22 protein-coding genes are annotated in these 24,471 nt (G+C 72.6%); 16 read left to right on the top strand and 6 right to left on the bottom strand.

All coding sequences use genetic code 11. The features are described from left to right. Positions 1 to 124: 124 nt before the first annotated feature. From ACGGAQ_RS00110 to serA, 5 genes are all read left to right on the top strand, one after another. Positions 125 to 2,479 carry a putative bifunctional diguanylate cyclase/phosphodiesterase gene (locus ACGGAQ_RS00110; protein ID WP_393045583.1) on the top strand — a complete coding sequence of 785 codons (2,355 nt, stop codon included), beginning with the start codon at positions 125 to 127 and terminating at the stop codon, positions 2,477 to 2,479. Between the two features lie 188 nt (positions 2,480 to 2,667). Further along, positions 2,668 to 4,551, top strand: coding sequence for an acetolactate synthase large subunit (locus ACGGAQ_RS00105; protein ID WP_393043154.1), 1,884 nt, complete (start codon positions 2,668 to 2,670; stop codon positions 4,549 to 4,551). Then, positions 4,551 to 5,066 carry an acetolactate synthase small subunit gene (gene ilvN, locus ACGGAQ_RS00100; protein ID WP_030337232.1) on the top strand — a complete coding sequence of 172 codons (516 nt, stop codon included), beginning with the start codon at positions 4,551 to 4,553 and terminating at the stop codon, positions 5,064 to 5,066. The genes ACGGAQ_RS00105 and ilvN overlap by 1 nt, the downstream gene beginning before the upstream one ends. Before the next feature lie 58 nt (positions 5,067 to 5,124). Next, positions 5,125 to 6,138 carry a ketol-acid reductoisomerase gene (ilvC, locus tag ACGGAQ_RS00095; protein WP_393043152.1) on the top strand — a complete coding sequence of 338 codons (1,014 nt, stop codon included), beginning with the start codon at positions 5,125 to 5,127 and terminating at the stop codon, positions 6,136 to 6,138. A 433-nt stretch (positions 6,139 to 6,571) separates the two neighbouring features. Continuing rightward, the gene (serA, locus tag ACGGAQ_RS00090) at positions 6,572 to 8,170 is read left to right on the top strand and encodes a phosphoglycerate dehydrogenase (protein WP_393043150.1); all 1,599 of its coding nucleotides are present in this window, start codon (positions 6,572 to 6,574) and stop codon (positions 8,168 to 8,170) included. Positions 8,171 to 8,273: 103 nt separating this feature from the next. Here the strand turns inward: serA and ACGGAQ_RS00085 are convergent, their stop codons facing one another. Next, on the bottom strand, positions 8,274 to 8,630 hold the full coding sequence (locus tag ACGGAQ_RS00085) for a hypothetical protein (protein WP_234581292.1): 357 nt from the start codon (positions 8,628 to 8,630) through the stop codon (positions 8,274 to 8,276). A gap of 392 nt (positions 8,631 to 9,022) precedes the next feature. Beyond that, the gene (locus ACGGAQ_RS00080; protein WP_355067006.1) at positions 9,023 to 9,865 is read right to left on the bottom strand and encodes an FAD:protein FMN transferase; all 843 of its coding nucleotides are present in this window, start codon (positions 9,863 to 9,865) and stop codon (positions 9,023 to 9,025) included. 224 nt (positions 9,866 to 10,089) lie between these two features. Between ACGGAQ_RS00080 and ACGGAQ_RS00075 the strand changes: the two genes are divergently transcribed. Both ACGGAQ_RS00075 and ACGGAQ_RS00070 read left to right on the top strand, forming a co-directional pair. Next, positions 10,090 to 11,121, top strand: coding sequence for a 3-isopropylmalate dehydrogenase (locus tag ACGGAQ_RS00075; RefSeq protein ID WP_393043148.1), 1,032 nt, complete (start codon positions 10,090 to 10,092; stop codon positions 11,119 to 11,121). A gap of 163 nt (positions 11,122 to 11,284) precedes the next feature. Next, the gene (locus ACGGAQ_RS00070; protein ID WP_393043146.1) at positions 11,285 to 12,382 is read left to right on the top strand and encodes a branched-chain amino acid aminotransferase; all 1,098 of its coding nucleotides are present in this window, start codon (positions 11,285 to 11,287) and stop codon (positions 12,380 to 12,382) included. Positions 12,383 to 12,430: 48 nt separating this feature from the next. Here ACGGAQ_RS00070 and ACGGAQ_RS00065 read toward each other — a convergent pair whose 3' ends face one another. The 3 genes from ACGGAQ_RS00065 to ACGGAQ_RS00055 all read right to left on the bottom strand — a co-directional run bounded on the left by ACGGAQ_RS00065 (position 12,431) and on the right by ACGGAQ_RS00055 (position 14,432). Next, a complete protein-coding gene (locus ACGGAQ_RS00065) occupies positions 12,431 to 13,177 on the bottom strand; it encodes a tyrosine-protein phosphatase (RefSeq protein WP_393043144.1) in 747 nt (248 codons plus the stop codon). Positions 13,178 to 13,234: 57 nt separating this feature from the next. Continuing rightward, positions 13,235 to 13,693, bottom strand: a complete 459-nt coding sequence (locus ACGGAQ_RS00060) for a PRC-barrel domain containing protein (RefSeq protein ID WP_234581286.1) — start codon at positions 13,691 to 13,693, stop codon at positions 13,235 to 13,237. 208 nt (positions 13,694 to 13,901) lie between these two features. Continuing rightward, positions 13,902 to 14,432 carry a carboxymuconolactone decarboxylase family protein gene (locus ACGGAQ_RS00055; protein ID WP_393043142.1) on the bottom strand — a complete coding sequence of 177 codons (531 nt, stop codon included), beginning with the start codon at positions 14,430 to 14,432 and terminating at the stop codon, positions 13,902 to 13,904. 292 nt (positions 14,433 to 14,724) lie between these two features. Between ACGGAQ_RS00055 and cimA the strand changes: the two genes are divergently transcribed. Beyond that, positions 14,725 to 16,323: a citramalate synthase gene (gene cimA / locus ACGGAQ_RS00050; RefSeq protein ID WP_393043140.1), complete on the top strand. Its 1,599-nt coding sequence runs from the start codon at positions 14,725 to 14,727 to the stop codon at positions 16,321 to 16,323. Between the two features lie 72 nt (positions 16,324 to 16,395). On the opposite strand, the gene ACGGAQ_RS00045 is transcribed toward cimA, so the two are convergent. Then, a complete protein-coding gene (locus ACGGAQ_RS00045) occupies positions 16,396 to 17,388 on the bottom strand; it encodes an endonuclease/exonuclease/phosphatase family protein (RefSeq protein ID WP_393043138.1) in 993 nt (330 codons plus the stop codon). 341 nt (positions 17,389 to 17,729) lie between these two features. Here ACGGAQ_RS00045 and ACGGAQ_RS00040 point away from each other — a divergent pair, with 341 nt between their 5' ends. The 8 genes from ACGGAQ_RS00040 to ACGGAQ_RS00005 all read left to right on the top strand — a co-directional run bounded on the left by ACGGAQ_RS00040 (position 17,730) and on the right by ACGGAQ_RS00005 (position 24,377). Beyond that, on the top strand, positions 17,730 to 18,236 hold the full coding sequence (locus tag ACGGAQ_RS00040; RefSeq protein ID WP_393043137.1) for a hypothetical protein: 507 nt from the start codon (positions 17,730 to 17,732) through the stop codon (positions 18,234 to 18,236). Positions 18,237 to 18,478: 242 nt separating this feature from the next. Further along, positions 18,479 to 19,528, top strand: a complete 1,050-nt coding sequence (locus tag ACGGAQ_RS00035) for an AAA family ATPase (protein ID WP_393043135.1) — start codon at positions 18,479 to 18,481, stop codon at positions 19,526 to 19,528. After that, positions 19,525 to 20,562, top strand: coding sequence for a DUF58 domain-containing protein (locus tag ACGGAQ_RS00030; protein ID WP_393043133.1), 1,038 nt, complete (start codon positions 19,525 to 19,527; stop codon positions 20,560 to 20,562). Before ACGGAQ_RS00035 ends, ACGGAQ_RS00030 begins: the two co-directional genes overlap by 4 nt. Then, positions 20,559 to 21,518, top strand: a complete 960-nt coding sequence (locus ACGGAQ_RS00025) for a VWA domain-containing protein (protein ID WP_354858724.1) — start codon at positions 20,559 to 20,561, stop codon at positions 21,516 to 21,518. Before ACGGAQ_RS00030 ends, ACGGAQ_RS00025 begins: the two co-directional genes overlap by 4 nt. A 34-nt stretch (positions 21,519 to 21,552) precedes the next feature. Continuing rightward, entirely contained in the window at positions 21,553 to 22,410 is an 858-nt protein-coding gene (locus ACGGAQ_RS00020) for a S1C family serine protease (protein WP_393043131.1), read from the top strand. Positions 22,411 to 22,509: 99 nt separating this feature from the next. Next, on the top strand, positions 22,510 to 22,806 hold the full coding sequence (locus ACGGAQ_RS00015) for a hypothetical protein (protein WP_393043129.1): 297 nt from the start codon (positions 22,510 to 22,512) through the stop codon (positions 22,804 to 22,806). Between the two features lie 34 nt (positions 22,807 to 22,840). After that, positions 22,841 to 23,266 (top strand): alternative ribosome rescue aminoacyl-tRNA hydrolase ArfB, encoded by a 426-nt coding sequence (gene arfB, locus ACGGAQ_RS00010; RefSeq protein ID WP_355232974.1) that lies wholly within the window; start codon positions 22,841 to 22,843, stop codon positions 23,264 to 23,266. 112 nt (positions 23,267 to 23,378) lie between these two features. Then, the gene (locus tag ACGGAQ_RS00005) at positions 23,379 to 24,377 is read left to right on the top strand and encodes an aldo/keto reductase (protein ID WP_393043128.1); all 999 of its coding nucleotides are present in this window, start codon (positions 23,379 to 23,381) and stop codon (positions 24,375 to 24,377) included. Positions 24,378 to 24,471 lie beyond the last annotated feature (94 nt).

Raw genomic sequence — 24,471 nt, 5'->3', positions numbered from 1 at the left:
CCAGCATGACACCGCCGCCGCGTCGGGCATCCGGAGTATCCGCCGTGTCCCAACAGATGCACATCCGGTCTCCCACGGCGTGCACTCATCCGGCACTCTTGATGGCGTGCATCTCCCCCCGGGCATGGTCGCCGTCGCGGCGCTGAGCGGCGTGGTCGCAGCCGCGGCCACGGTGCTGCTGATCATGGTCGCGCGGCGGCGTAGCGGGCCGCGCCGGCCGGCGCACCTGCTGCTCGCGGCAGCCGCCGGGACGTCCCTGGCCAGCCTGTTGGTCGGTCTGGTGGCCGTGCTCTCCACCAACGAGCACTGGGCCCACGAGCAGAGCCAGCGCACCGGCTGGGCCACCGTGGCGGCGATCGGTACGGCGGTGAGCGGGCTGGCCTTCGCGGCCGGGCTGCTCCGGCTGCCGGGGGTCGCCGCCACCGCCGCGGGGACCGCCCGGCTCGCCCTGGACGGTCTGACCATGGCGGCGGCGCTGTGGTTCGTCGGCTGGGTGCTCTTCTCCGAGCCGACCCGGCTGCTCGGCGCCGCCACGCCGATGGCCTGTCCGGCGATCCTGGTGGCGACGGTGAGCGCGGCGCTCGGCGCCGGCCTCGCCGTGATCGTCGTCTTCCGGGCCGCCGCCCCGCGTCAGCGGCTGGCCGTGCTCGCGGCCGGGATCAGCGCGGTGAGCTGCGGCGGGCTGGGCCTGAGCGCCGGGCTCTGCCAGGCGGGGCCGACCATGGCACTCGCCGGCGCGGCGGTGCTGGCCGCCGGTCTGCTGACCGTCGCTCTCGCCGTCCACCAGGCCGACCGGCCCGGGCACGTCGAGCTGGACCTGATCGGTCGCGACGGCGAGTACGCCATCGCCCCGATGCTGGCCATGGCGGCCTCGGCGATGTACCACCTCCTGCAGGACGGGCGGTTCACGGCGCCCGGCATCGTCGCCGGCAGCGTCGAGGGCTTCGCCCTGGTGGCCCGGCAGTACCTCACCCTCAAGGACGTCCGGGACTACGCCGGCCGACTGGCTGAGCGGGAGGCGCACTTCCGTGAGCTGGCGCACACCGACCCGCTGACGTCGCTGGCCAACCGGCGAGGGCTGCTGCGGGCGCTGCACGACGGCGCGGCGGCCGGCACCCCGTGCGTGCTGCTCGGTCTGGATCTGGACGGCTTCAAGAACGTCAACGACATGCGGGGCCACGACGTGGGCGACGCCGTGTTGGCCGAGGTGGGCCGCCGGCTGCGCGGCAACCTGCGCCCGGGTGACGTGGCGGCCCGGCTCGGCGGCGACGAGTTCGCCGTGCTCATGCCGGCCCGACCGACCGAGGCGGACCGGGTGGCCGAGCGGCTGCTCGGCGTGCTCAACCGGCCGTACGACCAGCCGGAAGGCCCGGTCTTCCTGTCCGTGAGCATCGGCGTTGCCGGGTGGGCCGGCGAACCCGACGTGGAGCTGCTGCTGCGCCACGCCGACCTGGCGCTGCGCTACGCCAAGCAGCGCGGCAAGAACCGGATCGAGCGCTACGACGCCGCGTACGACCAGTTGCTGCGCCGCCGCACCACGCTGGAGCACGAGCTGCGGGGCGCGATCGAGCGCGACGAGCTGCGGCTGGCCTTCCAGCCGGTGGCGTCGCTGCCGTCGGTGCGGCCGGTCGGCGCCGAGGCGCTGCTGCGCTGGCACCACCCCGAGCTGGGCAACATCCGCCCGGACGAGTTCATCCCGCTCGCCGAGGAGTGCGGGATGATCGCCACTCTCGGCGCGTGGGTGCTGCACCAGGCCTGCTACCAGCTCTCCCGTTGGCTGACCGACGGGCACGACGTCTGGGTCTCGGTGAACGTCTCGCCGCGCGAGCTGCACGCCCCGGAGTACGTCGTCCAGGTCGCCGAAGCCCTGCGCGCCCACCACGTGCCGCCGCAGCGGCTGGTGCTGGAGGTCACCGAGCACGCGGTCGCCACCGACCTGGACGAGCTGATCCGGCGGCTGACCGCGCTGCGGCTGACCGGCGTACGGATCGCGCTGGACGACTTCGGCGCCGGCTACTCGTCCCTGGGGCAGCTGCGCCGCCTGCCGATCGACATTCTGAAGATCGACCACAGCCTGGTCGCCGAGCACGAGCCGGTCCGCCCGGTGGGCCAGGACGGCCCGGCGTTCGCGCCCATGGTCGACATCGTGATGCGGCTGGGCCACCAGTTGGGCCTGGAGGTCATCGCCGAGGGGGTCACCACGCCTACCGAGTTGGCCGCGGTGGTCGCCGCGGGCTGCCGGTTCGGGCAGGGCGCGCTGTTCGGCTGGGGAGTGCCGGCCGAGCACCTGGAGGCGATGCTGGAGGCGGCAACTTCGCCGGGTGCGCGGCCCGCCCCGCTGCCCGCTCCGCGCCGGGTTGCCGGCGGGTCCGGGCAGGTCATGCCGTCTGGCGATGGCGCGGCGGCGGTCGACTCGCCGCCCTCCGTCAACCAACATGTGGGATCAGTTGACTCATCGCGTGAGATGCGTCAGGCTTAGCCGCATGTCGTCGTACCGGTCGCTGCGAGTACTTACCTGAGCGCACTCTCCCTCATCGAGAGTGCGCTGGCCCCGTGCATCTGCACGAGGGCCGTTTTTATTGCCGTCGGAACCTGTCGCGACGGGCCCAGGCCCGCCTCGCATCGCTGAACAAGCCCCAGCCACTCCAGCCGAAGGCCAGAACCACCATGACGAGACCCACGCCCGAGACCCTCGCCCACACCGCCCGGCGGGCCCGCGCGACCGCCGACCCGGCCGGCACCGTCGACCCCGCCGCCGCGCGCGCCGCGGCCACCCCGGCTGTCCCGGCCGTACGGACAGCCGCCCCGGCCCAGGTCTCCGGCGCCGGCTCGCTGGTGCGGTCCCTGGAGGCGCTCGGCGTCGACGTCGTCTTCGGCATCCCGGGCGGCGCGATCCTGCCGGCGTACGACCCGCTCTACGACTCCACCGTCCGGCACATCCTGGTCCGCCACGAGCAGGGCGCCGGGCATGCGGCGACCGGGTACGCGCAGGCCACCGGCAAGGTCGGTGTCTGCATCGCGACCTCCGGCCCGGGTGCGACCAACCTGGTCACGCCGATCGCCGACGCGTACATGGACTCGGTGGCGATGGTGGCGATCACCGGCCAGGTGGCCCGCCCGTCGATCGGCACCGACGCCTTCCAGGAGGCGGACATCCAGGGCATCACGCTGCCGATCACCAAGCACAACTTCCTCGTGCAGACCGCCGAGGAGATCCCGCAGGTGCTGGCCGAGGCGTTCCACCTGGCCAGCACCGGCCGGCCCGGCCCGGTGCTTGTCGACATCCCCAAGGACGTGCTCCAGGCGTCGACCACCTTCTCCTGGCCGCCCACCCTGGACCTGCCCGGCTACCGGCCCACCCTGCACCCGCACGGTAAGCAGATCCGGGAGGCGGCGCGGTTGATGGCCGCGGCCCGGCGCCCGGTGCTCTACGTCGGCGGCGGGGTGCTCAAGGCCGGTGCCACCGACGGGCTGCGCCGGCTGGCCGAGCTGACCGGCATCCCGGTGGTCACCACGCTGATGGCGCTCGGCGCGTTCCCCGACTCGCATCAGCAGCACCTGGGGATGCCCGGCATGCACGGCACGGTCGCTGCGGTCTACGGCCTCCAGAAGGCGGATCTGATCGTCGCGCTGGGCGCACGCTTCGACGACCGGGTCACCGGCAAACTGGACTCGTTCGCCCCGGACGCGGCAGTGGTGCACGCGGACATCGACCCCGCCGAGATCGGCAAGAACCGGCACGTGGACGTGCCGATCGTCGGCGACGCCAAGCACGTCATCGACGAGCTGATCGCCGCGGTCACCGCCGAGCGGTCGGCGGGGCACACCGCCGACCTCGGTGACTGGTGGACGCAGCTGGACGACCTGCGCAACCGTTACCCGCTGGGCTACGACGAGCCGGTCGACGGGACCCTGTCCCCGCAGTACGTGATCAAGCGGCTGGGCGAGATCGTCGGCTCGGACGCGATCTTCGTGGCCGGGGTGGGCCAGCACCAGATGTGGGCGTCGCAGTTCATCTCCTACGAGAAGCCGTACACCTGGTTGAATTCCGGCGGCCTCGGCACGATGGGCTACGCGGTTCCGGCGGCGATGGGCGCCAAGGTCGGCAAGCCGGACACGGTGGTCTGGGCGGTGGACGGGGACGGCTGCTTCCAGATGACCAACCAGGAGTTGGCCACCTGCGCGTTGGAGGGCATCCCGGTCAAGATCGCCGTCATCAACAACGGCAATCTCGGCATGGTCCGACAGTGGCAGACGCTCTTCTACAACGAGCGCTACTCCAACACCGAGCTCGGCACCCACAAGCACCGCATTCCGGACTTCGTCAAGCTCGCCGAGGCCCTGGGCTGCGTCGGGCTGCGGTGCGAGAGCGCGGCGGACGTGGACAAGACCATCGCCGCCGCCATGGAGATCAACGACGCGCCCGTGGTGATCGACTTCGTGGTCGGCAAGGACGCGATGGTCTGGCCGATGGTCGCCGCCGGCACCAGCAACGACGAGATCATGTTCGCCCGTGGCGTCCGCCCGGTCTTCGACGAGGATGACATCTGATGACGATGCACACGCTGTCCGTGCTGGTGGAGAACAAGCCCGGCGTGCTCGCCCGGGTCTCCGGCCTGTTCTCCCGGCGCGGGTTCAACATCGACAGCCTCGCCGTCGGCGAGACCGAGAACCCGGACGTCTCCCGGATCACCATCGTGGTCAACGCGGAGTCGTCCCCGCTGGAGCAGGTCACCAAGCAGCTGAACAAGCTGGTCAACGTGCTCAAGATCGTTGAGCTGGATCCGCAGGTCTCGGTTGCCCGCGAGCTGCTGCTGGTGAAGGTTCGCGCCGACCGGGCCGCGCGGTCGCAGGTGCTGGAGACGGTCAACCTGTTCCGTGCCCGGGTGGTCGACGTCGCACCGGACACGCTGACCATCGAGGCCACCGGCACACCGGACAAGCTCGACGCGCTGCTGCGCGACCTCGAGTCCTTCGGCATCAAGGAAATGGTCCAGTCCGGGCTGGTGGCCATCGGGCGCGGCTCGCGTTCGATCACCGCCGGCCCCGCGCTGCGCGCCGCCTGACCCGTCCGCACAGACCACGACGGGCCACTCAGGCCGTCGTACGAAAGGGAAGTTTCTCATGAGCGTTGAGGTGTACTACGACGATGATGCCGACCTCGGCCTGATCCAGGCCAGGAAGGTCGCGGTGATCGGCTACGGCAGCCAGGGTCACGCCCACGCGCTGTCGCTGCGGGACTCGGGCGTCGACGTGGTGATCGGTCTGCCGGAGGGCTCGAAGAGCCGTCCCAAGGCCGAGGAGCAGGGCCTGCGGGTGCTCACGCCGGCGCAGGCCGCCGCCGAGGCCGACGTGATCATGGTGCTGGCGCCGGACACCGCCCAGCGCAAGCTCTACGCCGAGTCGATCGAGCCGCACCTCGCCCCGGGCAAGGCGCTCTTCTTCGGTCACGGCTTCAACATCCGGTACGGCCTGATCAAGCCCCCGGCCGAGGTGGACGTGGCGATGGTCGCGCCCAAGGGCCCGGGTCACCTGGTCCGCCGCCAGTACGCCGACGGCAAGGGCGTGCCCTGCCTCGTCGCCGTCGAGCAGGACGCCAGCGGCAACGCGCTCGCGCTCGCCCTCGCGTACGCCAAGGGGATCGGTGGCACCCGGGCCGGCGCGATCAAGACCACCTTCACCGAGGAGACCGAGACCGACCTCTTCGGCGAGCAGGCGGTGCTCTGCGGCGGTGCGGCGGCCCTGGTGCAGACCGGCTTCGAGGTGCTCACCGAGGCGGGTTACGCCCCCGAGGTGGCCTACTTCGAGTGCCTGCACGAGCTGAAGCTGATCGTCGACCTCATGTACGAGGGCGGCATCGCGAAGATGCGGTACAGCATCTCCGACACCGCCGAGTACGGCGACCTGTCCCGTGGCCCGCGCATCATCGACTCCCGGGTCAAGGACGAGATGCGCAAGATCCTCGGCGAGATCCAGTCCGGCGAGTTCGCTCGCGAGTGGGTCGCCGAGGACGAGGCCGGCCGGCCGAACTTCACCAAGTGGCAGGCCGAGGGTGCGGCGCACCCGATCGAGGAGACCGGCAAGAAGCTGCGCGGCATGATGAGCTGGGTCGACCGCCCGATCACCGAGACCGCCTGATCGCTCGGCCGGACGACAGTCTCCGACGGCCCCGGGCCGCGCTCTCCCCAGCGCGACCCGGGGCCGTCGGCAATGCGCCTACGCCGGTAGCGGCCTCGGCACTTCCTCGGATGGGAGTGTCGCCGGTGAGCCGTATACCTGGGAGTCATATTCATACCTCTGAGGTATGTCGCTCACCGCAGTGGTGAGCCCGACCCGCGCGCACGGGCGCGCGACGGCGGTTTCGCTGTGGTGAACGGGTGATGTCCATCGCTCGACCGCGCGTGTGAGGGCACTCACCCTGAAGACCCGAACACGCCGGCCAGCGCGGCCCCTACGATCGCGGGTAGGTGCGCTGAGCCGGCACCTGACGGCCACGGCACGGATCAGCGTGGGGCGCAGTGCGGCGCCCCGCCGCCCGGGCCGATCGCAAACACGACCTCTACGAGGACCGATGAATCCAGTCGTACTGATCGCCGAAGAACTCGCCCCCGCCGCCATCGAGGTGCTCGCCCACGACTTCGACGTCCGTCACGTCGACGGCACCGACCGTCCGGCCCTGCTCTCGGCGCTCTCCGAGGCCGACGCCGTCATCGTGCGCAGCGCGACCCAGATCGACGCCGAGGCGATCGCTGCCGCGCCGCGACTCAAGGTGGTCGCCCGGGCCGGCGTCGGGCTGGACAACGTCGAGGTGCCGGCCGCCACCGCCCGGGGCGTCATGGTCGTCAACGCGCCCACCTCCAACATCGTCTCCGCCGCTGAGCAGGCCGTCGCACTGCTGCTCGCCGTGGCCCGCAACACCGCGAGCGCCAGCTCCGCGCTCAAGGCGGGGGAGTGGAAGCGGTCGAAGTACACCGGTGTCGAGGTGCAGGGCAAGACCGTCGGCGTGGTCGGGCTCGGTCGTATCGGGGTGCTCTTCGCGCAGCGTATCGCCGCCTTCGGCACCCGGCTGATCGCGTACGACCCGTACATCCAGCCGGCCCGCGCGGCGCAGCTCGGCGTCCGCCTGGTCGGGTTGGACGAGCTGCTGCGCGAGAGCGACTTCATCTCCATCCACCTGCCCAAGACGCCGGAGACGGTGGGCCTGATCGGTGAGAAGGAGCTGGCGATCGTCAAGCCCGGCGTCCGCATCGTGAATGCCGCCCGCGGTGGCCTGGTGGACGAGCAGGCGCTCGCGAACGCCATCGCCGAGGGCCGGGTCGCCGGCGCCGGCGTGGACGTGTACTCCAAGGAGCCCTGCACCTCCTCGCCGCTGTTCGCCTTCGACAACGTGGTGGCCACCCCGCACCTGGGCGCCTCGACGCACGAGGCGCAGGACAAGGCGGGCCTCGCGGTGGCCAAGAGCGTGAAGCTGGCGCTGCAGGGCGAGTTCGTCCCGGACGCGGTCAACGTCCAGGCCGGCGGCGTGGTCGCCGAGGACGTCCGGCCGCTGCTTCCGCTGGCCGAGAAGCTGGGCCGCGCGTTCACCGCCGTCGCCGGTGGGGTCGCCGCCAGCGTCGCCGTCGAGGTGCGCGGCGAGATCGTCAGCCACGACGTGTCGGTGCTCAAGCTCGCCGCGACGAAGGGCCTGTTCAGCTCCGTGGTCGAGGAGCAGGTCACCTACGTCAACGCCCCGCACCTGGCCGCCGAGCGCGGCGTCGAGGTCACGCTGGACAGCCAGGCCGAGACGGCCGACCAGCCCACCCTCGTGACGGTGCGCGGCGCTCTGCCGGACGGCCGGACGGTAAGCGTCTCCGGTACGGTCACCCACTCGGGCGCCCGCGACGTCCCCCGGCTGACCGAGGTGGACGGTTTCGACGTGGAGATCGCCGCGGAGGGCATCCTGCTCTTCCTGCGCTACGCCGACCGGCCGGGCGTTGTCGGCACCGTCGGCACCCTGCTCGGCGAGTCGGGCATCAACATCGCCGCGATGCAGGTGGCCCGCCGCGAGGCGGGCGGCGAGACGCTGATGACGCTCACCGTCGACCAGGCGCTCGGCGCTGACCTGCTCACCTCGGCGGCCGACTCGATCGGCGCGACCGCCGCCAGCGCGGCGGACCTGCGCGACGAGTAGTCGGCGGTCACGCCACCGGCCGCGCACGACCGGCCGTGGCGGCACAGACGGCAGCACCACGGGGGGCCCGGCGACGCGCCGGGCCCCTCTGTCGTACCCCGGGTTAGTGGGGCAGCCGGGCCGGGGGCGGGTAGACCGAGCCGTCCTGCGGGTCGAAGAGCATCAGCCCGTGCTCCCCGGCCAGTCGCTCGATGTCCAGCAGCACCTGGTCCGCGCAGGTCGGGTGCAGGTTCAGCTCGACGTGGTCGTGGGCGGCGTGCAGCGGCGCCACGGCCCACGGGCTGTCCGGACCGGGGTGCCGGTCCGGATAGGACGCGGTGATCGCCCGGTAGAAGCCGACAACGCGCGGGTCCGGGTAACGGTCCACGTGCCGCCCCTGCCGGCAACCGTCGACCGCTGCCCGCACGTCCTCGGGCGTCGCCCCGTCCTCCAGGGCCCACACACTCAGATCGAAACTCACGGCGGACAGCGTGCCATCCGTCGTTCACCATGTCGAAACTGCCTCGCCGCAGGCCAATCGCCGACCCGCCGCTTTCCGGTCGGGAGAGTCCGCTGTGGAGACTCTTGCGTCGAGTTGCGTCGATTCGCTAGCGTACGACTGCGGTTACTGGCCGCAGGTCGCGACGCCGGCCCGTCTTCGGGTGGCGCGGCCGACGTCCGGCCCGACCGGTCCGCACCCCTCGATTGTGCGAGCCACGCGCACTCGTCGCTGATCGGCCCCCACGGCCGTTGCCGAGGCCGTGGGGGCCGATCGCAGCGGCCCGACCAGCCGACCGTCCGGGCGGTCGAGGTGCGGCCGCGATCCCCGGCCCGCCCGAGCGCGGGTCATGGCCGGAGTTCCGTGCGACGGGTTCAGCGCCGGTGGGCGAAGAGCGCGCGATAGTCGGAGCCGCCCCGGAACCAGGCCAGGCCGGTGGGCCCGGCGGCGTAGAGCGCGGTGGCGTACGCGTCGGCGACCGTCAGGTCCGGGCCGACGACCGTCGCGGCGACGAGCTGGTTGGCCGGCTCGCCGGTGTGCGGGTCGACCACATGCCCCTGACGCCCGGTCACCCCCGAGGTGCCGACGGCCCCGGCGGTCATCTCCAGCACCAGTGGCGCGCGTTCGGGTGCCGTCGGGTGGTGCACCGCCACCCGCCACGGCCCGCCGTGCGGCGCCCGGCCGCGGACCACCAGGTCGGCGCCGGCGAGTACGGCGTAGTCGTGGATGCCCGCGGCGCGCAGCCGGGCGGCGGCACGTTCCACGGCCCAGCCGCCCAGCAGGCCGCCCGGGTCGAAGCCGCCGGGCACGGCCCAGGCGTCGAACCAGCCGTCGGTGGCGGCCCGCATGGCCGTGCAGCGGTCCACCAGGTCGGCCAGCGGGGGGTACGACTCCGGGTTGATCTCTCCCCGCCGCAGCATGGAGACCAGGCTCTCCGGGCGGTTGGGGCCGTAGGTCAGGTCGACGGCGCGCAGCTCGGCGACGCTGTCCCGCAGTGCCTCGCCGACGCCCCGACGGCCGAGCCACTCGGGGGCGTTCAGCAGCAGGGTGTATTCGGCGGTCGCGGTGCGTACGGTGTGCTGCACGGCGATCCGGCCATCGGTGGCGGCGGTCGGGTCGATCCGGTGCCGGCGGCTGCCGAGCCGCAGGTCCGGCCGGCGGTTCCGGAACGCCGAAGGGTCCGGCCAGCGGGTCCGCGGCTGCTCGTCGATGCGCATGGCACCTGCCCCCTCGCAGTTGACGTCGCGTCGTCACGACCACCGTTCGCGGGCCCCCTGACCCGCTGCCCCCACCCTAGGCAGCGCAGATGATCGCCCCATGAATCCCAGCTGAGAGGGTGCTGTGCATTCGGCTGTCCCAAATGTTGGAAGCATCGTACCGGGTTGCGGGACACCGACGTACCGTTGCCGAGACGGGGCAGTCGAGCGTGGGGAGTACGGGCGTGGCGCGGATCGCGGTGGTGGCCGGGGACGGCATCGGGCCCGAGGTGGTCGCGCAGGCTCGGAAGGTCCTCGACGCGGTGCTCCCCGGCGTGCAGGCCACCGAGTACGACCTCGGCGCGGCCCGCTGGCATCGTACCGGCGAGGTGCTGCCCGACTCCGTGCTGACCGAGTTGGCCGGGCACGACGCGATCCTGCTCGGCGCGGTGGGTGACCCCACGGTTCCGCCGGGTGTCCTGGAACGCGGCCTGCTGCTCAAGCTCCGGTTCGCCTTCGACCAGTACGTCAACCTGCGCCCGTCGCGGCTCTGGCCCGGCGTCGCCGGTCCGCTCGGCAACGTGAAGCCCGGCGAGGTCGACCTGGTGGTGGTGCGCGAGGGCACCGAGGGGCTCTACGCCGGCGCCGGCGGCTCCCTGCATCGCGACACGCCCGCCGAGGTCGCCACCGAGGAGAGCCTCAACACCCGACACGGCGTCGAGCGGGTCATCCGTGACGCGTTCGCCCGCGCCGACCGCCGGGAGCGGCGCAAGGTCACCCTGGTGCACAAGACCAACGTGCTGACCCACGCCGGGTCGCTGTGGGCGCGCGCCTTCGAGGCGGTCGCCGCCGAGCACCCGGACGTCACGACGGAATACCAGCACGTCGACGCGGCCGCGATGTTCCTGGTGACCCAGCCGCAGCGCTACGACGTGGTGGTCACCGACAACCTGTTCGGCGACATCCTCACCGACATCGCCGCCGCGGTCACCGGCGGGATCGGGTTGGCCGCCAGCGGGTGCATCAACCCCGAGGGCGCGTACCCCTCGATGTTCGAGCCGGTGCACGGCTCGGCGCCGGACATCGCCGGGCAGGGCGTCGCCGACCCGGTGGCCGCGGTGCTCTCCGTCGCGCTGCTGCTGGAACAGCTCGGGCATGCCGAGGCGGCGGCCCGGGTCAACGCGGCGGTCGCCACCGAGCTCGCCGGCCGTACCCCGGGCGCGGCGCTGCGCACCGCCGAGGTCGGCGACCGGCTCGCCACCCACGCCGTAGCCTGACCGCTCCGACCCGCCAGGGTCACCGGCGGCATCCGCCTGTCCGGGCAGTCCACCCGGTCCCGAGCGGCCCTACCCGCTGAACGACCGTTCGGGGTAGGTTTCTGGCACAAGCATGTCGGTGTGCGATCCCGCATGCCGTTGTTCCCCCAGGGAGGTCAGCGCGATGAGCGGTGGTGACAAGCTCGACTTCGAGATCCGTCCGAATCCCGCGCCGGTATCCGCCGCCGACCGGGCCGCCCTGCTGGCCAACCCGGGTTTCGGCCGCGTCTTCACCGACCACATGGTCACCGTGCGGTACGCCGACGGCAAGGGCTGGTACGACGCCCGCGTGGAGGCGCGTGGGCCGATCCCGATGGACCCGGCCAGCGCGGTGCTGCACTACGCGCAGGAGATCTTCGAGGGGTTGAAGGCGTACCGGACCGCGGACGGTGGCGTGACGATGTTCCGGCCGGACGCCAACGCCGCCCGGTTCGTCGAGTCGGCGCAGCGGATGGCGATGCCGGCGCTGCCGCCCGAGGTGTTCGTCGACTCGCTGCACAAGCTCATCGAGATCGACCGGGAGTGGATCCCGACCGGCGAGGACGGCAGCCTCTACCTGCGGCCGTTCATGTTCGCCAGTGAGGTCTTCCTCGGCGTCCGCCCGGCCAACGAATACCTCTACATGGTGATCGCCTCGCCGGTCGGTGCGTACTTCAGCGGCGGGGTCAAGCCGGTCACGGTCTGGGTCTCTCCGGACTACACCCGGGCGGCGCCCGGTGGCACCGGCGCGGCCAAGTGCGGCGGCAACTACGCCGCGTCCCTCGCCGCCCAGGCCGAAGCCATCGACGCCGGCTGCGACCAGGTGGTCTTCCTCGACGCGGTGGAGCGCCGCTTCGTCGACGAGCTGGGCGGCATGAACGTCTTCTTCGTCTACGACGACGACTCGGTGGTCACCCCGCCGCTGACCGGCACGATCCTGCCGGGCATCACCCGGGACGCGATCATGACGCTGGCCGGCAAGGCCGGGCACCGGGTGCAGGAGCGGCCGGTCACGTTCGCCGACTGGCAGGCCGACGCGGCCAGCGGCCGGCTCCGCGAGGTCTTCGCCTGCGGCACCGCCGCGGTGATCACCCCGATCGGTCAGGTGCGCTTCCCCGACGGCGAGTTCCTGATCGGGGGCGGCGAGCCCGGCCGGGTCACCATGTCGCTGCGCCAGCAACTGGTCGACATCCAACGGGGCAAGGCCGCCGATCCGCACGGCTGGGTGCACCAGGTCTTCTGACGTCCGGCGCTGACCGGCCCGTTCCCACGGGCCGGTCAGCGCGGCCCGCTAGACCTCGTCGAGCAGATGGTCGCGCAGGGCCGCGAGCTGCTCGTCGGTCACCCCGGCGTGGCGCAGGTACGCCTCGATCGAGCCGTGCCCCTCGCGCAGCTCGTCGAGGAACATCTGCATGGCCTCGGCGGGTGACGCCAGGAACGGCGCGGGCACCTCCGCCGCGTTCGGCATCGTGGCGGCCAGCCAGGCGCTGAACCGTGCCGACGCCTCGCTGCTCAGCGCGTAGTCGGCGGTGATGTCGGCGTCGTCGACGCCCAGGACGGCGAGGGTGAGGGCGCAGACGATGCCGGTGCGGTCCTTGCCGGCCACGCAGTGCACCACGACCGGGGCATTCGCGGAATCCGCGATCAGTCCGATCGCCTCGGCCAGCCCTGCGGTGCCGGTCTGGGCCAGGTCGGCGTACCGGTCGGCGAGGTAGCGGGCCAGGTCGGTGCCCTTCTCGTGCGGCGTACCCGACCAGTCCTCGTGCTCCGGGTGGATGTGCCGGTAGGTCAGCCCCTGGTACGCCGGCACCCGACCGTCGCGCTCCACCTCGGTGGGGCGGCGCAGGTCGATGACCGTGCGGATGCCGATCGCGGCGAACGCGTCCCGGTCCTGCTCGTCGAGGCGGTGCAGGGAGTCGGAGCGGTAGAGACGACCCCGGCGCACGGTGCGGCCGTCGTGGCCGGGGTAGCCACCGACGTCGCGGAAGTTGAAGGTGGCGGGCAGCGGGATGTGTCGTGTGTCCTCGGTGGCGTCCACGGTCACACGGTAACGGCCGGTGGGCTTTTCGCCCCACCGGCCGTCGGGTCCGATCGGTCAGCGCGCGGTGCCCGGCGGGAGCGCGCCGTACGTCTCGTCGTAGTAACCGCCCAGCTGGTCCCGGTACGTCGGGTCGCTGTGGCTGGTCTCGTCGTACTCCGGGGCGGCCTTGATCTGGTCCCGGGTGCGGTCGACGGAGACGGTGCGCTGGTCGTGGTCGACCTGGTTGACGGTGCCGGCGGGCAGCATCACCTTCTTGCCGAAGATCCACGGCCCGGTGTCCACGACCAGGTAGCTGCCGCCGACCTCGTGACTGGCGCTGTCGATCTTGCCGACTCCGCCGTCGGTGGCCTCGACCTTGTAGCCGACCAGGTCGGCGTCGGCGACTCCGGCCGCGTCCCGGTAGCGCCAGGGGTCGAAGGTGCCGGTCGGTGCGCCGCCGGCAACGGCGCCCTGATCACCGCCGTGCAGCGGGTCGGGCCCGGCGTGGGCGGCGTGCGGGTCGATCCTGTCCATGCCGTTCACTCCTGACTGTCGCCGATCGTCTCGGCGTCGCTGGGTGCGTCTTCGCAGGAGCTACCCGGCGGTCGGGGTCCGGAAACGGCGCCCGGCTGGCGTGCCGGGGTTTCGGCGGGCCCGTACGGGCGGACCGAGCGTCGGTGGCGCGGCCCGTCGGGGTGCGTCGATCGCGCCATCGCCGTGGTGGCGGGCCCGGGGGCGGGCGTCAGGCCAGAGCTGCCTCGGCGTCCAGCGTGACCGCCGCCGCGTGCACGACGGCGGAGATCCGCAGCGCCTCGTGCACCTGTTCGCGGGTGACGCCACGGCGACGCAGCGCCTTCTCCTGCGTCTGGAGGCAGATCTCGCAGCCGTGGATCGCCGAAACGCCGAGGCACCACAGCTTGAAGTCGCTCTTGTCCACGCCCGGACGGGCGATGATCTGCATGCGGAGCCGGGCCGGCATCGAGGCGTACTCGGAGTCGCCGACGAGGTGGGTGGCCCGGTAGTAGATGTTGGTCATCGCCATGACTGCCGCCGCGCCCTTGGCCGCCTCGACGCCGTCCGGCCCGAGGTGGTCGAGCGCCTCGGCAGCGATCTCGCGCAGTACCAGCGGATTGCGGGCGGCCACCGCACAGGCCAGGGCCGTGCCCCAGGTCTGCGCCGGGGTCAGCGTCGAGGCGCCGATGGTGGCGTCGAGGTTGCGGGCGATGTCCGTGGCGTACGCGGGCAGGGCCGCCCGGATGGTGTCCAGTCCCACGGCTCAGCCCTCGGCCTCGGCGGGCGGGGTGTCGGCGTCGAGCGACACGGTGAGCACGGGGCCTCCTGGTGGGCGAGGTGTCATCGTCCGGCGGGTCAGGCGTCGCCACACCGACCGTGCCGTCCCGCGATGTGGATAGTTTCTCCCAAGAACGGGGCCGAGTGGCAGAGTGGCGAGCGTGACCAGCACCGCCCTGATTATTGCGACCTAGCGCGCCGGCTCTCCCTCCGCCGAGCGCGCAGACCTCCCGCATCCGCGGGAGGTCTTTTTGTTGCTCCGAGAAAGGATCCTGATGACGTTCCAGGTCTTCGACACGACATTGCGCGATGGCGCCCAGCGCGAGGGGCTCACCTACTCGGTGGTCGACAAGCTGGCGGTGGCGCGGCTGCTCGACGAGTTCGGTGTCGGCTTCATCGAGGGCGGCTGGCCGGGCGCGGTGCCCAAGGACACCGAGTTCTTCCGCCGGGCGCGCGCCGAACTGACCCTGCGACACGCGGTGCTCGTCGCGTTCGGCGCCACCCGCAAGGCCGGCCTCGCGGTCGCCGACGACCCCCAGGTGCGTGCTCTGCTGGACGCGCAGACCCCGGCCGTCGCGCTGGTCGCCAAGGCCGACATCCGCCACGTCGAGCGTGCGCTGCGCACCACCGGCGCGGAGAACCTGGCGATGATCCACGACACCGTCAGCCACCTTGTCTCCGAGGGGCGCCGGGTGTTCGTCGACGGCGAGCACTTCTTCGACGGCTACCGCCACGACCCGGCGTACGGCGCGGCCGTGGTGCAGACCGCGCTCGCCGCGGGCGCCGAGCGGATGGTCCTCTGTGACACCAACGGCGGCATGCTGCCGTCCCAGGTGACCGCCGCGATCGTCGACCTGACCAGCCGACTCGGCGTCGACCCCGCGCTGTTCGGCATACACGCGCAGAACGACACCGCGTGTGCCGTGGCCAACACGATCGCCGCCGTCGAGGCCGGTGTCCGCCACGTGCAGGGCACCGCCAACGGGTACGGCGAGCGCCCCGGCAACGCCGACATCTTCGCGGTCGTCGCCAACCTCCAGCTCAAGCTCGGCATGCCCGTCCTACCGGAGGGCTGCCTGGCGCAGATGGTGCGGGTCTCGCACGCCATCGCCGAGATCGCCAACATCGCCCCCGACACCCACCAGGCGTACGCCGGGGCCGCCGCCTTCGCCCACAAGGCCGGGCTGCACGCGAGCGCGATCAAGGTCGACCCGTTGCTCTACAACCACGTGGACCCGTCGGTGGTGGGCAACGACATGCGGATCCTGGTGACCGAGATGGCCGGTCGGGCCAGCGTCGAGCTCAAGAGCCGTGAGCTCGGCCTGGACCTGACCGACCGTCCGGAGGCGCTGACCCGGGTCACCAAGCGAGTCAAGGAGCTGGAGGCCGACGGCTGGTCCTTCGAGGCGGCGGACGCCTCCTTCGAGCTGCTGGTCCGCTCCGAGCTGCCCGAGGGCGGTCCGGCCCGGCCGTTCACCCTGGAGTCGTACCGGGTGCTGGTCGAGCACCGGGAGGACGGCGCGGTCGTCTCCGAGGCGACCGTGAAGATCCGGGTACGCGGCGAGCGCGTGATCGCCACCGCGGAGGGCAACGGCCCGGTCAACGCCCTGGACGAGGCGCTGCGGGTGGGGCTGGCGCGGCACTATCCGCGGCTGCGCGAGTTCGAGCTGGCCGACTACAAGGTGCGCATCCTGGAGGGCAGCCACGGCACCGGCGCCGTCACCCGGGTGCTCCTGGAGACCGCCGACGACACCGGCCGCGACTGGACGACGGTGGGCGTGCACCCCAACGTCGTCGAGGCCAGTTGGCACGCCCTGGTCGACGCCCTCACCTACGGCCTGGCCCCCGCCTCCGCCACGACGCCAACTCCCTGACCTTAGCGATCTTGCACGGTGTGTCGACGGTCTGCGGCTTGTGCCCCGGACGTCGGGACGGGTCGGTAGGGGTCAGGCCGCGGGCAGGCGGAGGGTGGCCAGGACGGGGCGGTGGTCGCTGCCGGCCAGGTCGAACACGGTCACCTTGTCGGCGGCGATGCGGCGGTCGACCAGCACGTGGTCGATCGTGACCGGGGGGATGAGGTCACCGTCGTACGGCCCCCACGTGCCCGTCAGGCCCTCGCCGGTGGCGTCAGCGGCGTCGACGTAGCCGGTGCGCAGCAGTGCGCGCAGCGGCCCGTGGTCCAGGGTGGAGTTGAAGTCCCCGGCGAGGATCCGCAGGCCACCGCCGGGGGTGGCCGGTGGCTGGGCGACCAGGTCGGCACGCCAGGCGCCGACCTGGTCCAGCGCGGACGGCGCTGCGGGATGGGCCGACTCGACCCGGACCGGCGGGCCGCCGGGGACGGCGAGCGTGCCGTACGCCTGGGTGAACCCCCAGCCACCGCGGTTGTTGCGGATGCCGGCGTCGCTGATCGGCCACCGCGAGTAGAGCGCGGACCCGGGCGTGCCGACGTGCGCGTTGAGCTGCCGGTAGGGCAGCAGCCGGTCGAGACCGAGCCGGTCCAGGCTCCCCTGCGCGTCCGGAGTGAACTCCTGCACGGTGAGCACGTCGACCCGGTGCTGCCGGACCAGCTCGACAAGCGCCCCCGTGTCGGCGGCCCCGGCGAGCAGGTTGGCCGTGAGCAGCCGGATCGTCGGGCCGGTCGCCGCCGGCTGTGGCGCGGCCAGCGCCCGGGGCGCCACCACGCCGAGCAGCGCCACCGTGGCCAGGGCCGCGACCGCCGCCGGCCACCAGCGCCGCAGGGCGACCGTGAGGCCGAGGGCCAGCACGCTGAAGCCGGCGACGTACGGGGTGAAGGCGAGCGCCTGCACCAGCGGCCCTCGGTCCAGCCCGGCCAGCCGCACGGCGGCCCAGGCGGCCGTAGGCCCGACGGCCACCCAGCAGAGCACCGTGCCGATCGGCGCCCGGCGGCGAGCCGGCGCGGGCGGAGTGTCGACGATCATGGCGCTCAGCCTAGCCGTGGCGGGCCCACTCAATTTCTGTGAATGGGTGACGCGTTCATCTTTCACAATTATCTGACGGTTGGATGACAGGCCGACAAAGCGAGATCACCTATTGACCTCCAGCTTTTTACGGTGCTACCTTCCATCTGGTTCAAACGACGCAACGCTGAGTAGTAAGAGCAGTTCAGGCCGGATGCAGATCAACGAGAAATCAACTTTCCCGACTGCGGGTGAGCGAGCTTCAACCGGTTCTCGTGTCGTCGTCGATCCCATTATTGGCAGTCATCCGTCCCGTCCCGCGGGTCGGCCGAATTCGCACGGTCACACAAGGGGGACCTGTCATGAGTACATCCTTCCGACGTAAGACGGCAGCGGTAACGTTCGCTGTCCTGGCGCTCACCCTGGCTGGTGGAGGGATCGCCATCGCCCAGCCGTCGGCGAAGACGCCGCAGGAGTCCGTCCAGCCGGCGGCGCGCAGCACGAACAGCCAGCCGCCGGTCACGGCCGAGTCGGCCCGCAAGGCCAAGGCCGCGCTGAACGCGAAGGCGACCACGCTCGTCGCTTCCACCACCATCGTCGTCGTCAACGCCAACGGCACCAAGGCGCGCGGCACCGGCACGGTCATCAAGTACGGCACCGGGCAGTACGAGGTCCAGTTCGCCCAGGTCGTCACGGCAGGTATCTACGTGGCCACCATCGGTCGGGCCGACTCCTGCTGCATCCCGCCGTCCGGCGAGATCTCGGTCGCGCCCCGGCTCAGCACGCCGAACGCGGTCTTCGTGCAGACCCGAAACTCGGCGGGCGCCCCGGCCGACCTGGGCTTCCACCTGGTCGTCCACCTTGCCTGACCGATTCTGACGTCCGGCCCCCGCAGGTGACTGCGGGGGCCGCGTCGTGTCCGGCCGGGCCCTCTCCGGACCCCCCCGCCGCCGCGGCCGGCTCCTGCCGGATCGGGGTGGTCATGCCCGTGCGACCGGGTCCTCCCGGTTGTTCCCCGTCCGGGCGGCTCCTGCTCATTCGGGACACAACGGACCCGTACGGCGCTCACAATCCGACGTTTGCCGAGGCCCCGGCCCGGGAAGCAAGCACCGTGACGGACATCTCGGACACCCTGGCCAGCCTGCCCACCTCGGTCGATCCCGAGCCGACCGGCGCCGAGCTGGAACAGACCCTCTTCGAGGTCAAACGCGTGATCGTCGGGCAGGATCGGCTCGTCGAACGTCTGCTCACCGCACTCATCGCCAACGGGCACTGCCTTCTGGAGGGCGTGCCCGGCGTGGCCAAGACCCTCGCGGCGCAGACTCTCGCCACCGTGGTCGGCGGCACCTTCTCCCGGATCCAGTTCACCCCGGATCTGGTCCCCTCCGACATCGTCGGCACCCGGATCTACCGGGCCTCCAAGGAGACCTTCGACATCGAGCTGGGCCCGATCATGGCCAACCTGGTGCTCGCCGACGAGATCAACCGGGCGCCGGCCAAGGTCCAGTCGGCCCTGCTGGAGGCGATGGCCGAACGGCAGGTCTCCATCGGCGGGCGCAGCTGGCCGGTGCCGACGCCGTTCCTGGTGCTGGCCACCCAGAACCCGATCGAGTCCGAGGGGGTCTACCAGCTCCCCGAGGCGCAGCGCGACCGGTTCCTCATGAAGGTGGTCGTCGACTATCCCAGCGACGCCGACGAACTGGCCATCCTCTACCGGATGAGCACCGACCGGCCCAGCGCGCGTCAGGTGCTCGACCCGCAACGCCTGCGACTCCTGCAGACGCACGCCGAGCGGGTCTTCGTCCACCATGCCCTGGCCGAGTACGTGGTCCGGCTGATCCTCGCCACCCGCGACCCGGGCCGCTTTGGGCTGGCCGAGCTCGCGCCGCTGCTGGCGTACGGCGCCAGCCCACGGGCGACGCTCGGCCTGGTCGCCGCCGCCCGCGCGCAGGCGCTGCTGCGGGGACGGGAGTACGTGCTGCCCGAGGACGTCCGCGAATTGGCGGTGGACGTCCTCTCCCACCGGCTGGTGCTCTCCTTCGACGCCGTGGCCGACGGGGTCTCGGCCGAGAGCCTGGTCCGGCGGCTCGTGGAGGCGGTGCCGCCGCCCCGGGTGGCCACCGGGCACCCCCAGCAGACCCCCGACCTGGCGGCGGCGTGAGACGCGCCGGCCGCACGTCGGTGGCCACGCCGCCCGACCCGGGCCTGGCCGAGCTGACCCCCGACCAGCGGCTGCGCCGACTGGAACTGACCGTCACCCGGCGACTCAACGGTCTGCTGCACGGCCAGTACCGTGGCCTGCTCCCCGGGCCGGGCAGCGAACCCGCCGGCAGCCGCGAGTACCGGCCGGGGGAGGACGAGGTGCGCCGGATGGACTGGGCGGTGACCGCCCGGACCGCCGTGCCGCACGTCCGACAGGTCGACGCCGACCGGGAACTCACCACCTGGCTGCTCGTCGACGCCAGCGCCAGCATGGAGTTCGGCACCGCCGAGCTGGACAAGCGGGAGCTGGCGGTGGCCGCCGTGGCGGCGGTGGGTTTCCTGACCGCCGGCATCGGCAACCGCTTGGGCGCCCAGGTGCTGCGCGCCGACGGGGTACGACGCTTTCCCGCCCGCAGCGGGCGTACCCATCTGCTCGGTCTGCTCCGCGCGCTGCTGACCGCGCCGCGCGCGACCGAGCCCGACGACCGGCCCCGGTCGCAGCCGGCGACCCCGCAGCCGGTCGCGGCGGCGGAGCTGGCGGACGGCCTCGACGCGGTGCACCGGGTCGCCAACCAGCGCGGGCTGGTCGTGGTGGTCTCCGACTTCCTCGACGGCCTGCCCGACGACCCCGACGAGCCGCCGCCCTGGGAGCGGACCCTGCGTCGGCTGTCCGCCCGCCACCAGGTGCTGGCGATCGAGGTGACCGACCCGCGCGAACTGGAACTGCCCGACGTCGGCCTGATCACGCTTGTCGACCCGGAGACCGGCCGTCGCCGCGAGGTGTGCACATCGGACCGCCGGCTGCGGGAGCGCTACGCCGCGGCCGCCGCCGCCCAGCGTGACCAGGTCCGCCAGGCGTTGCGCCGGAGCGCGGCGACACACCTGGCGCTGCGCACCGACCGGGACTTCAGCGCCGACATCGTCCGACACGTGCACGCCCAGCGGCGGATGGCCGCCGCGCCGGCCGGAGCCGTCCGGGGAGGTGCCGCGTGACCTGGGAGTCCCCGTTGCGGCTCTGGCTGCTGATCGGCGTGCTCGCGCTGGTCGGCGCGTACCTGGTGATGCAGCGCAGACGCAGCCAGTACGCCGTCCGCTTCACCAACCTGCGGCTGCTGGACCGGGTGGCACCCGTTCGTCCGGCCTGGCGCCGGCACGTCCCGGCCGGGCTGTTCCTGGCCATGCTGGCGCTGCTCGTGGTCGGCTTCGCCCGGCCCACCGCCGAGGTCCGGGTCCCCCGGGAACGCGCCACCGTGATGGTGGCCGTCGACGTGTCCACCTCCATGCTCGCCACGGACGTGGAGCCGGACCGGCTGGCGGCGGCCAAACAGGCGGCCCGACGTTTCGTCGAGGGCCTGCCCGACGAGTTCAACGTGGGGCTTGTCGCGTTCGCCGGCAGCGCCGCCGTTCTGGTGCCGCCCGGCACCGACCGGGACGCCCTGGACGAGGGCATCGGTCGCCTCGCCGAGGGCGTGACCGGAGTGCAGGGCACCGCGATCGGTGAGGCCATCAACACCTCGCTCGGCGCGGTCAAGAGCCTGGACAGCGAGGCCGCCAAGGAGCCACCGCCGGCCCGGATCATCCTGCTCTCCGACGGGGCCAACACGTCGGGGATGGACCCGATGGAGGCGGCGGCGGAGGCGGTCGCGGCGAAGGTGCCGGTGCACGCGATCTCCTTCGGCACGCCGTCGGGATTCGTGGACCGGGGCGGACGGCCGATCCAGGTGCCGGTCGACGGGCAGACCCTCAAGGCCGTCGCCGACGAGACCGGCGGAATGTTCCACGAGGCCAGCACCGTCGACGAGTTGCGCGCCGTCTACGACGACATCGGCAGCTCGGTCGGGTACCGCACCGAACGCCAGGACGTCTCGGCCCGGTTCATCGGCCTCGGACTGGTGTTCGCGATGGGTGCCGCCGCTGGCTCGATGCGCTGGTTCTCCCGACTGCCCTGATCCACCGCGCCGATGTCGACCGTGAGGAGTACGCATGGCAGTGCAGACCGGACTGGGCGAACCGCGCGGTCCCTGGTTCATCTCGCCGGAGCTCGACCCGGACGGGCGCGGGTGGTGGGACGCGCCCGGCTCGGGGCGGGACCCCGGCGGGCGGCGCCCCGGCCGGCTGCTCGCCACGTTGGCGATCGTGGCGGTGTCGGCCGTCTCGGGCGCCCTGGCCGGCGGCGTGGTGGCCAGCCGGGACGGCGCGGGGCCGTCCGCGGCGTCCGCCGCACCGGTGCCGGCGGAGTTGGTCACCGCCGCCGAGCGGACCGTGCCCGGTGTGGTGTCGGTGCTCGCCGGCGGCGCGAACGGCGCGTCCGCGACCGGCTCCGGGTTCGCCATCGACGACCAGCAGCACCTGGTCACCAACGACCACATCCTGGCCAAGGCCGGTGGCGGGCCGGTCACGGTGGAGCTGCCCGACGGCCGCCGGTACGAGGCCGAGGTCATCGGCCGGGAGCCGCGCAGCGACCTGGCGGTGCTGAAGGTGCCACCGTCGGCCGGCCTCGCCCCGTTGCCGCTGGCCAAGCCGGGCGCCACCCGGGTCGGTGAGCCGGTGCTGGCGGTGGGCTCACCGCTGGGGCTGTCCGGGACGGTCACCGCGGGCATCGTCAGCGCGCTGGACCGTCAGGTGCGGTTGGGCAACAACCGGCACCGGGCGGTGCAGACCGACGCGTCGATCAACCCCGGCAACTCGGGTGGGCCGCTGGTCAACGCCCGAGGCGAGGTGGTCGGGGTGAACACCGCGATCGCCACCATCGACGGCAACGGGTCGATCGGCATCGGCTTCGCCATCCCGATCGACCAGGTGCAGCAGACCGCCGACACGATCATCGGCAAGGGCGGCTGAGCTGCCCGGACGGCCCGCCGGGTTGCCTCCAGTGTCGGATATCCGGCCACACGTCATCGGGCCATGGAAATATGACGCTCGGTATGGATACTGGCGGAGGTGGAGCGTCCTCTTCTCACGGTCCTCCTGCTGGTGGGCCTGGTCATCGGATGTGCGGTGGGGTCGGCGTACGCCCGGGCGCGACGCGGGTGGACCGATTACCAGACCGCGAAGAAATCGGTGCCCGGCGCTCGCCGCGGCGCGTGGGTGCTGATCCGCGGGGTCGTGCTGAAGGCCGCGGTGATCGGGTTGCTGCTGTTCGGCGCCGTGGCGTACGCCGCGGTCGGCTCGGACGACGAGACCGCCGGCCCGGCGCCGAGCCCGTCCACGACGCAGAGTGAGCCTCCGCGCCGGTGACCCGCGGCGGCCCGCAGCGGGCTAGCCTCGGGGCGTGGACGACGGACTGCGGGTGACCGATCGGTGGGTCGTCCCCGCCGGGGAGCTGCGGGAGCGTTTCTCCCGCTCGTCCGGCCCCGGCGGGCAGGGCGTGAACACCGCCGACTCCCGGGTCGAGCTGAGCTACGACCTGGCCAACTCTCCGGCCGTGCCCGAGTCGCTGCGGGCGCGCGCGCTGGCCCGGCTCGCCAACCGACTGGTGGACGGCGTACTGACGATCGCGGCCAGCGAGCACCGGGCGCAGCTCGCCAACCGGGAGGCGGCCCGCGAGCGGATGCTCGCGCTGTTGCGCGAGGCGGCCGCGCCGCCCCCGCCGCCGCGCCGGGCGACCAGACCGTCCCGGGGCGCCAAGGAACGCCGACTGGCCGAGAAGAAGCGCCAGTCGCAGCGCAAGCGCGATCGCCGCGTCGACGGCGACTAGCCCATCGTCTCCGAGCCGTGTGAGTGACCTCTCCTACCGTCGAGTGACAGAATCCGGAATCTGTCAGCCGAAGTATGTATGGTCGGCATGTCACCCAGGAGAGGAAGACCCCATGGACACCCGCACCCTCGGCACCTCCGGCCCCACCGTCTCGGCGCTCGGGCTCGGCCTGATGGGCATGTCGGACCTCTACGGCCCCGCCGACGAGGCCGAGAGCATCGCCACCATCCACGCCGCGCTGGACGCCGGCATCACCCTGCTCGACACGGGCGACTTCTACGGCATGGGCCACAACGAGATGCTGCTGCGGGACGCGCTGCGCGGCCGCAACCGGGACAACGCGGTGATCAGCGTGAAGTTCGGCGCGCTGCGCGACGTCGACGGCGGTTGGAACGGCAACGACGTCCGGCCCGTCGCGATCAAGAACTTCCTGGCGTACACGCTGCGCCGGCTCGGCACCGACCACGTCGACATCTACCGCCCCGCCCGGCTCGCCCCGGACGTGCCGGTGGAGGAGGTCGTGGGCACCCTGGCCGAGCTGGTCAAGGCGGGTCACGTCCGGCACATCGGCCTGTCCGAGGTGAGCGCCGAGACGCTGCGCCGTGCGCACGCCGTGCACCCCATCAGCGACCTCCAGATCGAGTACTCGCTGATCTCCCGCGCCCCCGAGGCCGAGATCCTGCCGACGGCGCGTGAGCTGGGCGTCGGGATCACCGCGTACGGGGTGCTTTCCCGAGGGCTGATCAGCGGCCACTGGACGGCGGGGCGGGAGACCGCCGGCACCGACTTCCGCAGCCACCTGCCGCGCTTCGCCGGCGCGAACCTGGACCGCAACCTCGCCCTCGTGGACGCGCTGCGCGCCATCGCCGAGGCGCGGGGCGTCACCGTGGCGCAGATCGCCATCGCCTGGGTGCTCGCCCGGGGCGAGACCGTCGTACCCCTGATCGGCGCCCGCCGCCGGGACCGGCTCACCGAGGCCCTCGGCGCCGCCGCGGTCACGCTTACCGAGACGGACCTGGCCGCCATCGAGGCCGCGGTCCCCGCCGACGCGGTGGCCGGCAGCCGGTACGACGAGGCGCAGATGGCGTTCCTGGACAGCGAGCGGTCATGACGACCGGGTCGTGGGGGGGGGGGGGGGGGGGGGGGGGGGGGCCGCGCGGGGCGGGGGCGGGGGGGGGGGGGGGGGGGGGGGGGCGGCCCCCCCC

This window comes from Micromonospora sp. NPDC047557 (assembly GCF_043205095.1).
GTDB lineage: Bacteria > Actinomycetota > Actinomycetes > Mycobacteriales > Micromonosporaceae > Micromonospora.
This window is presented reverse-complemented; position numbering and strand designations above follow the sequence as displayed.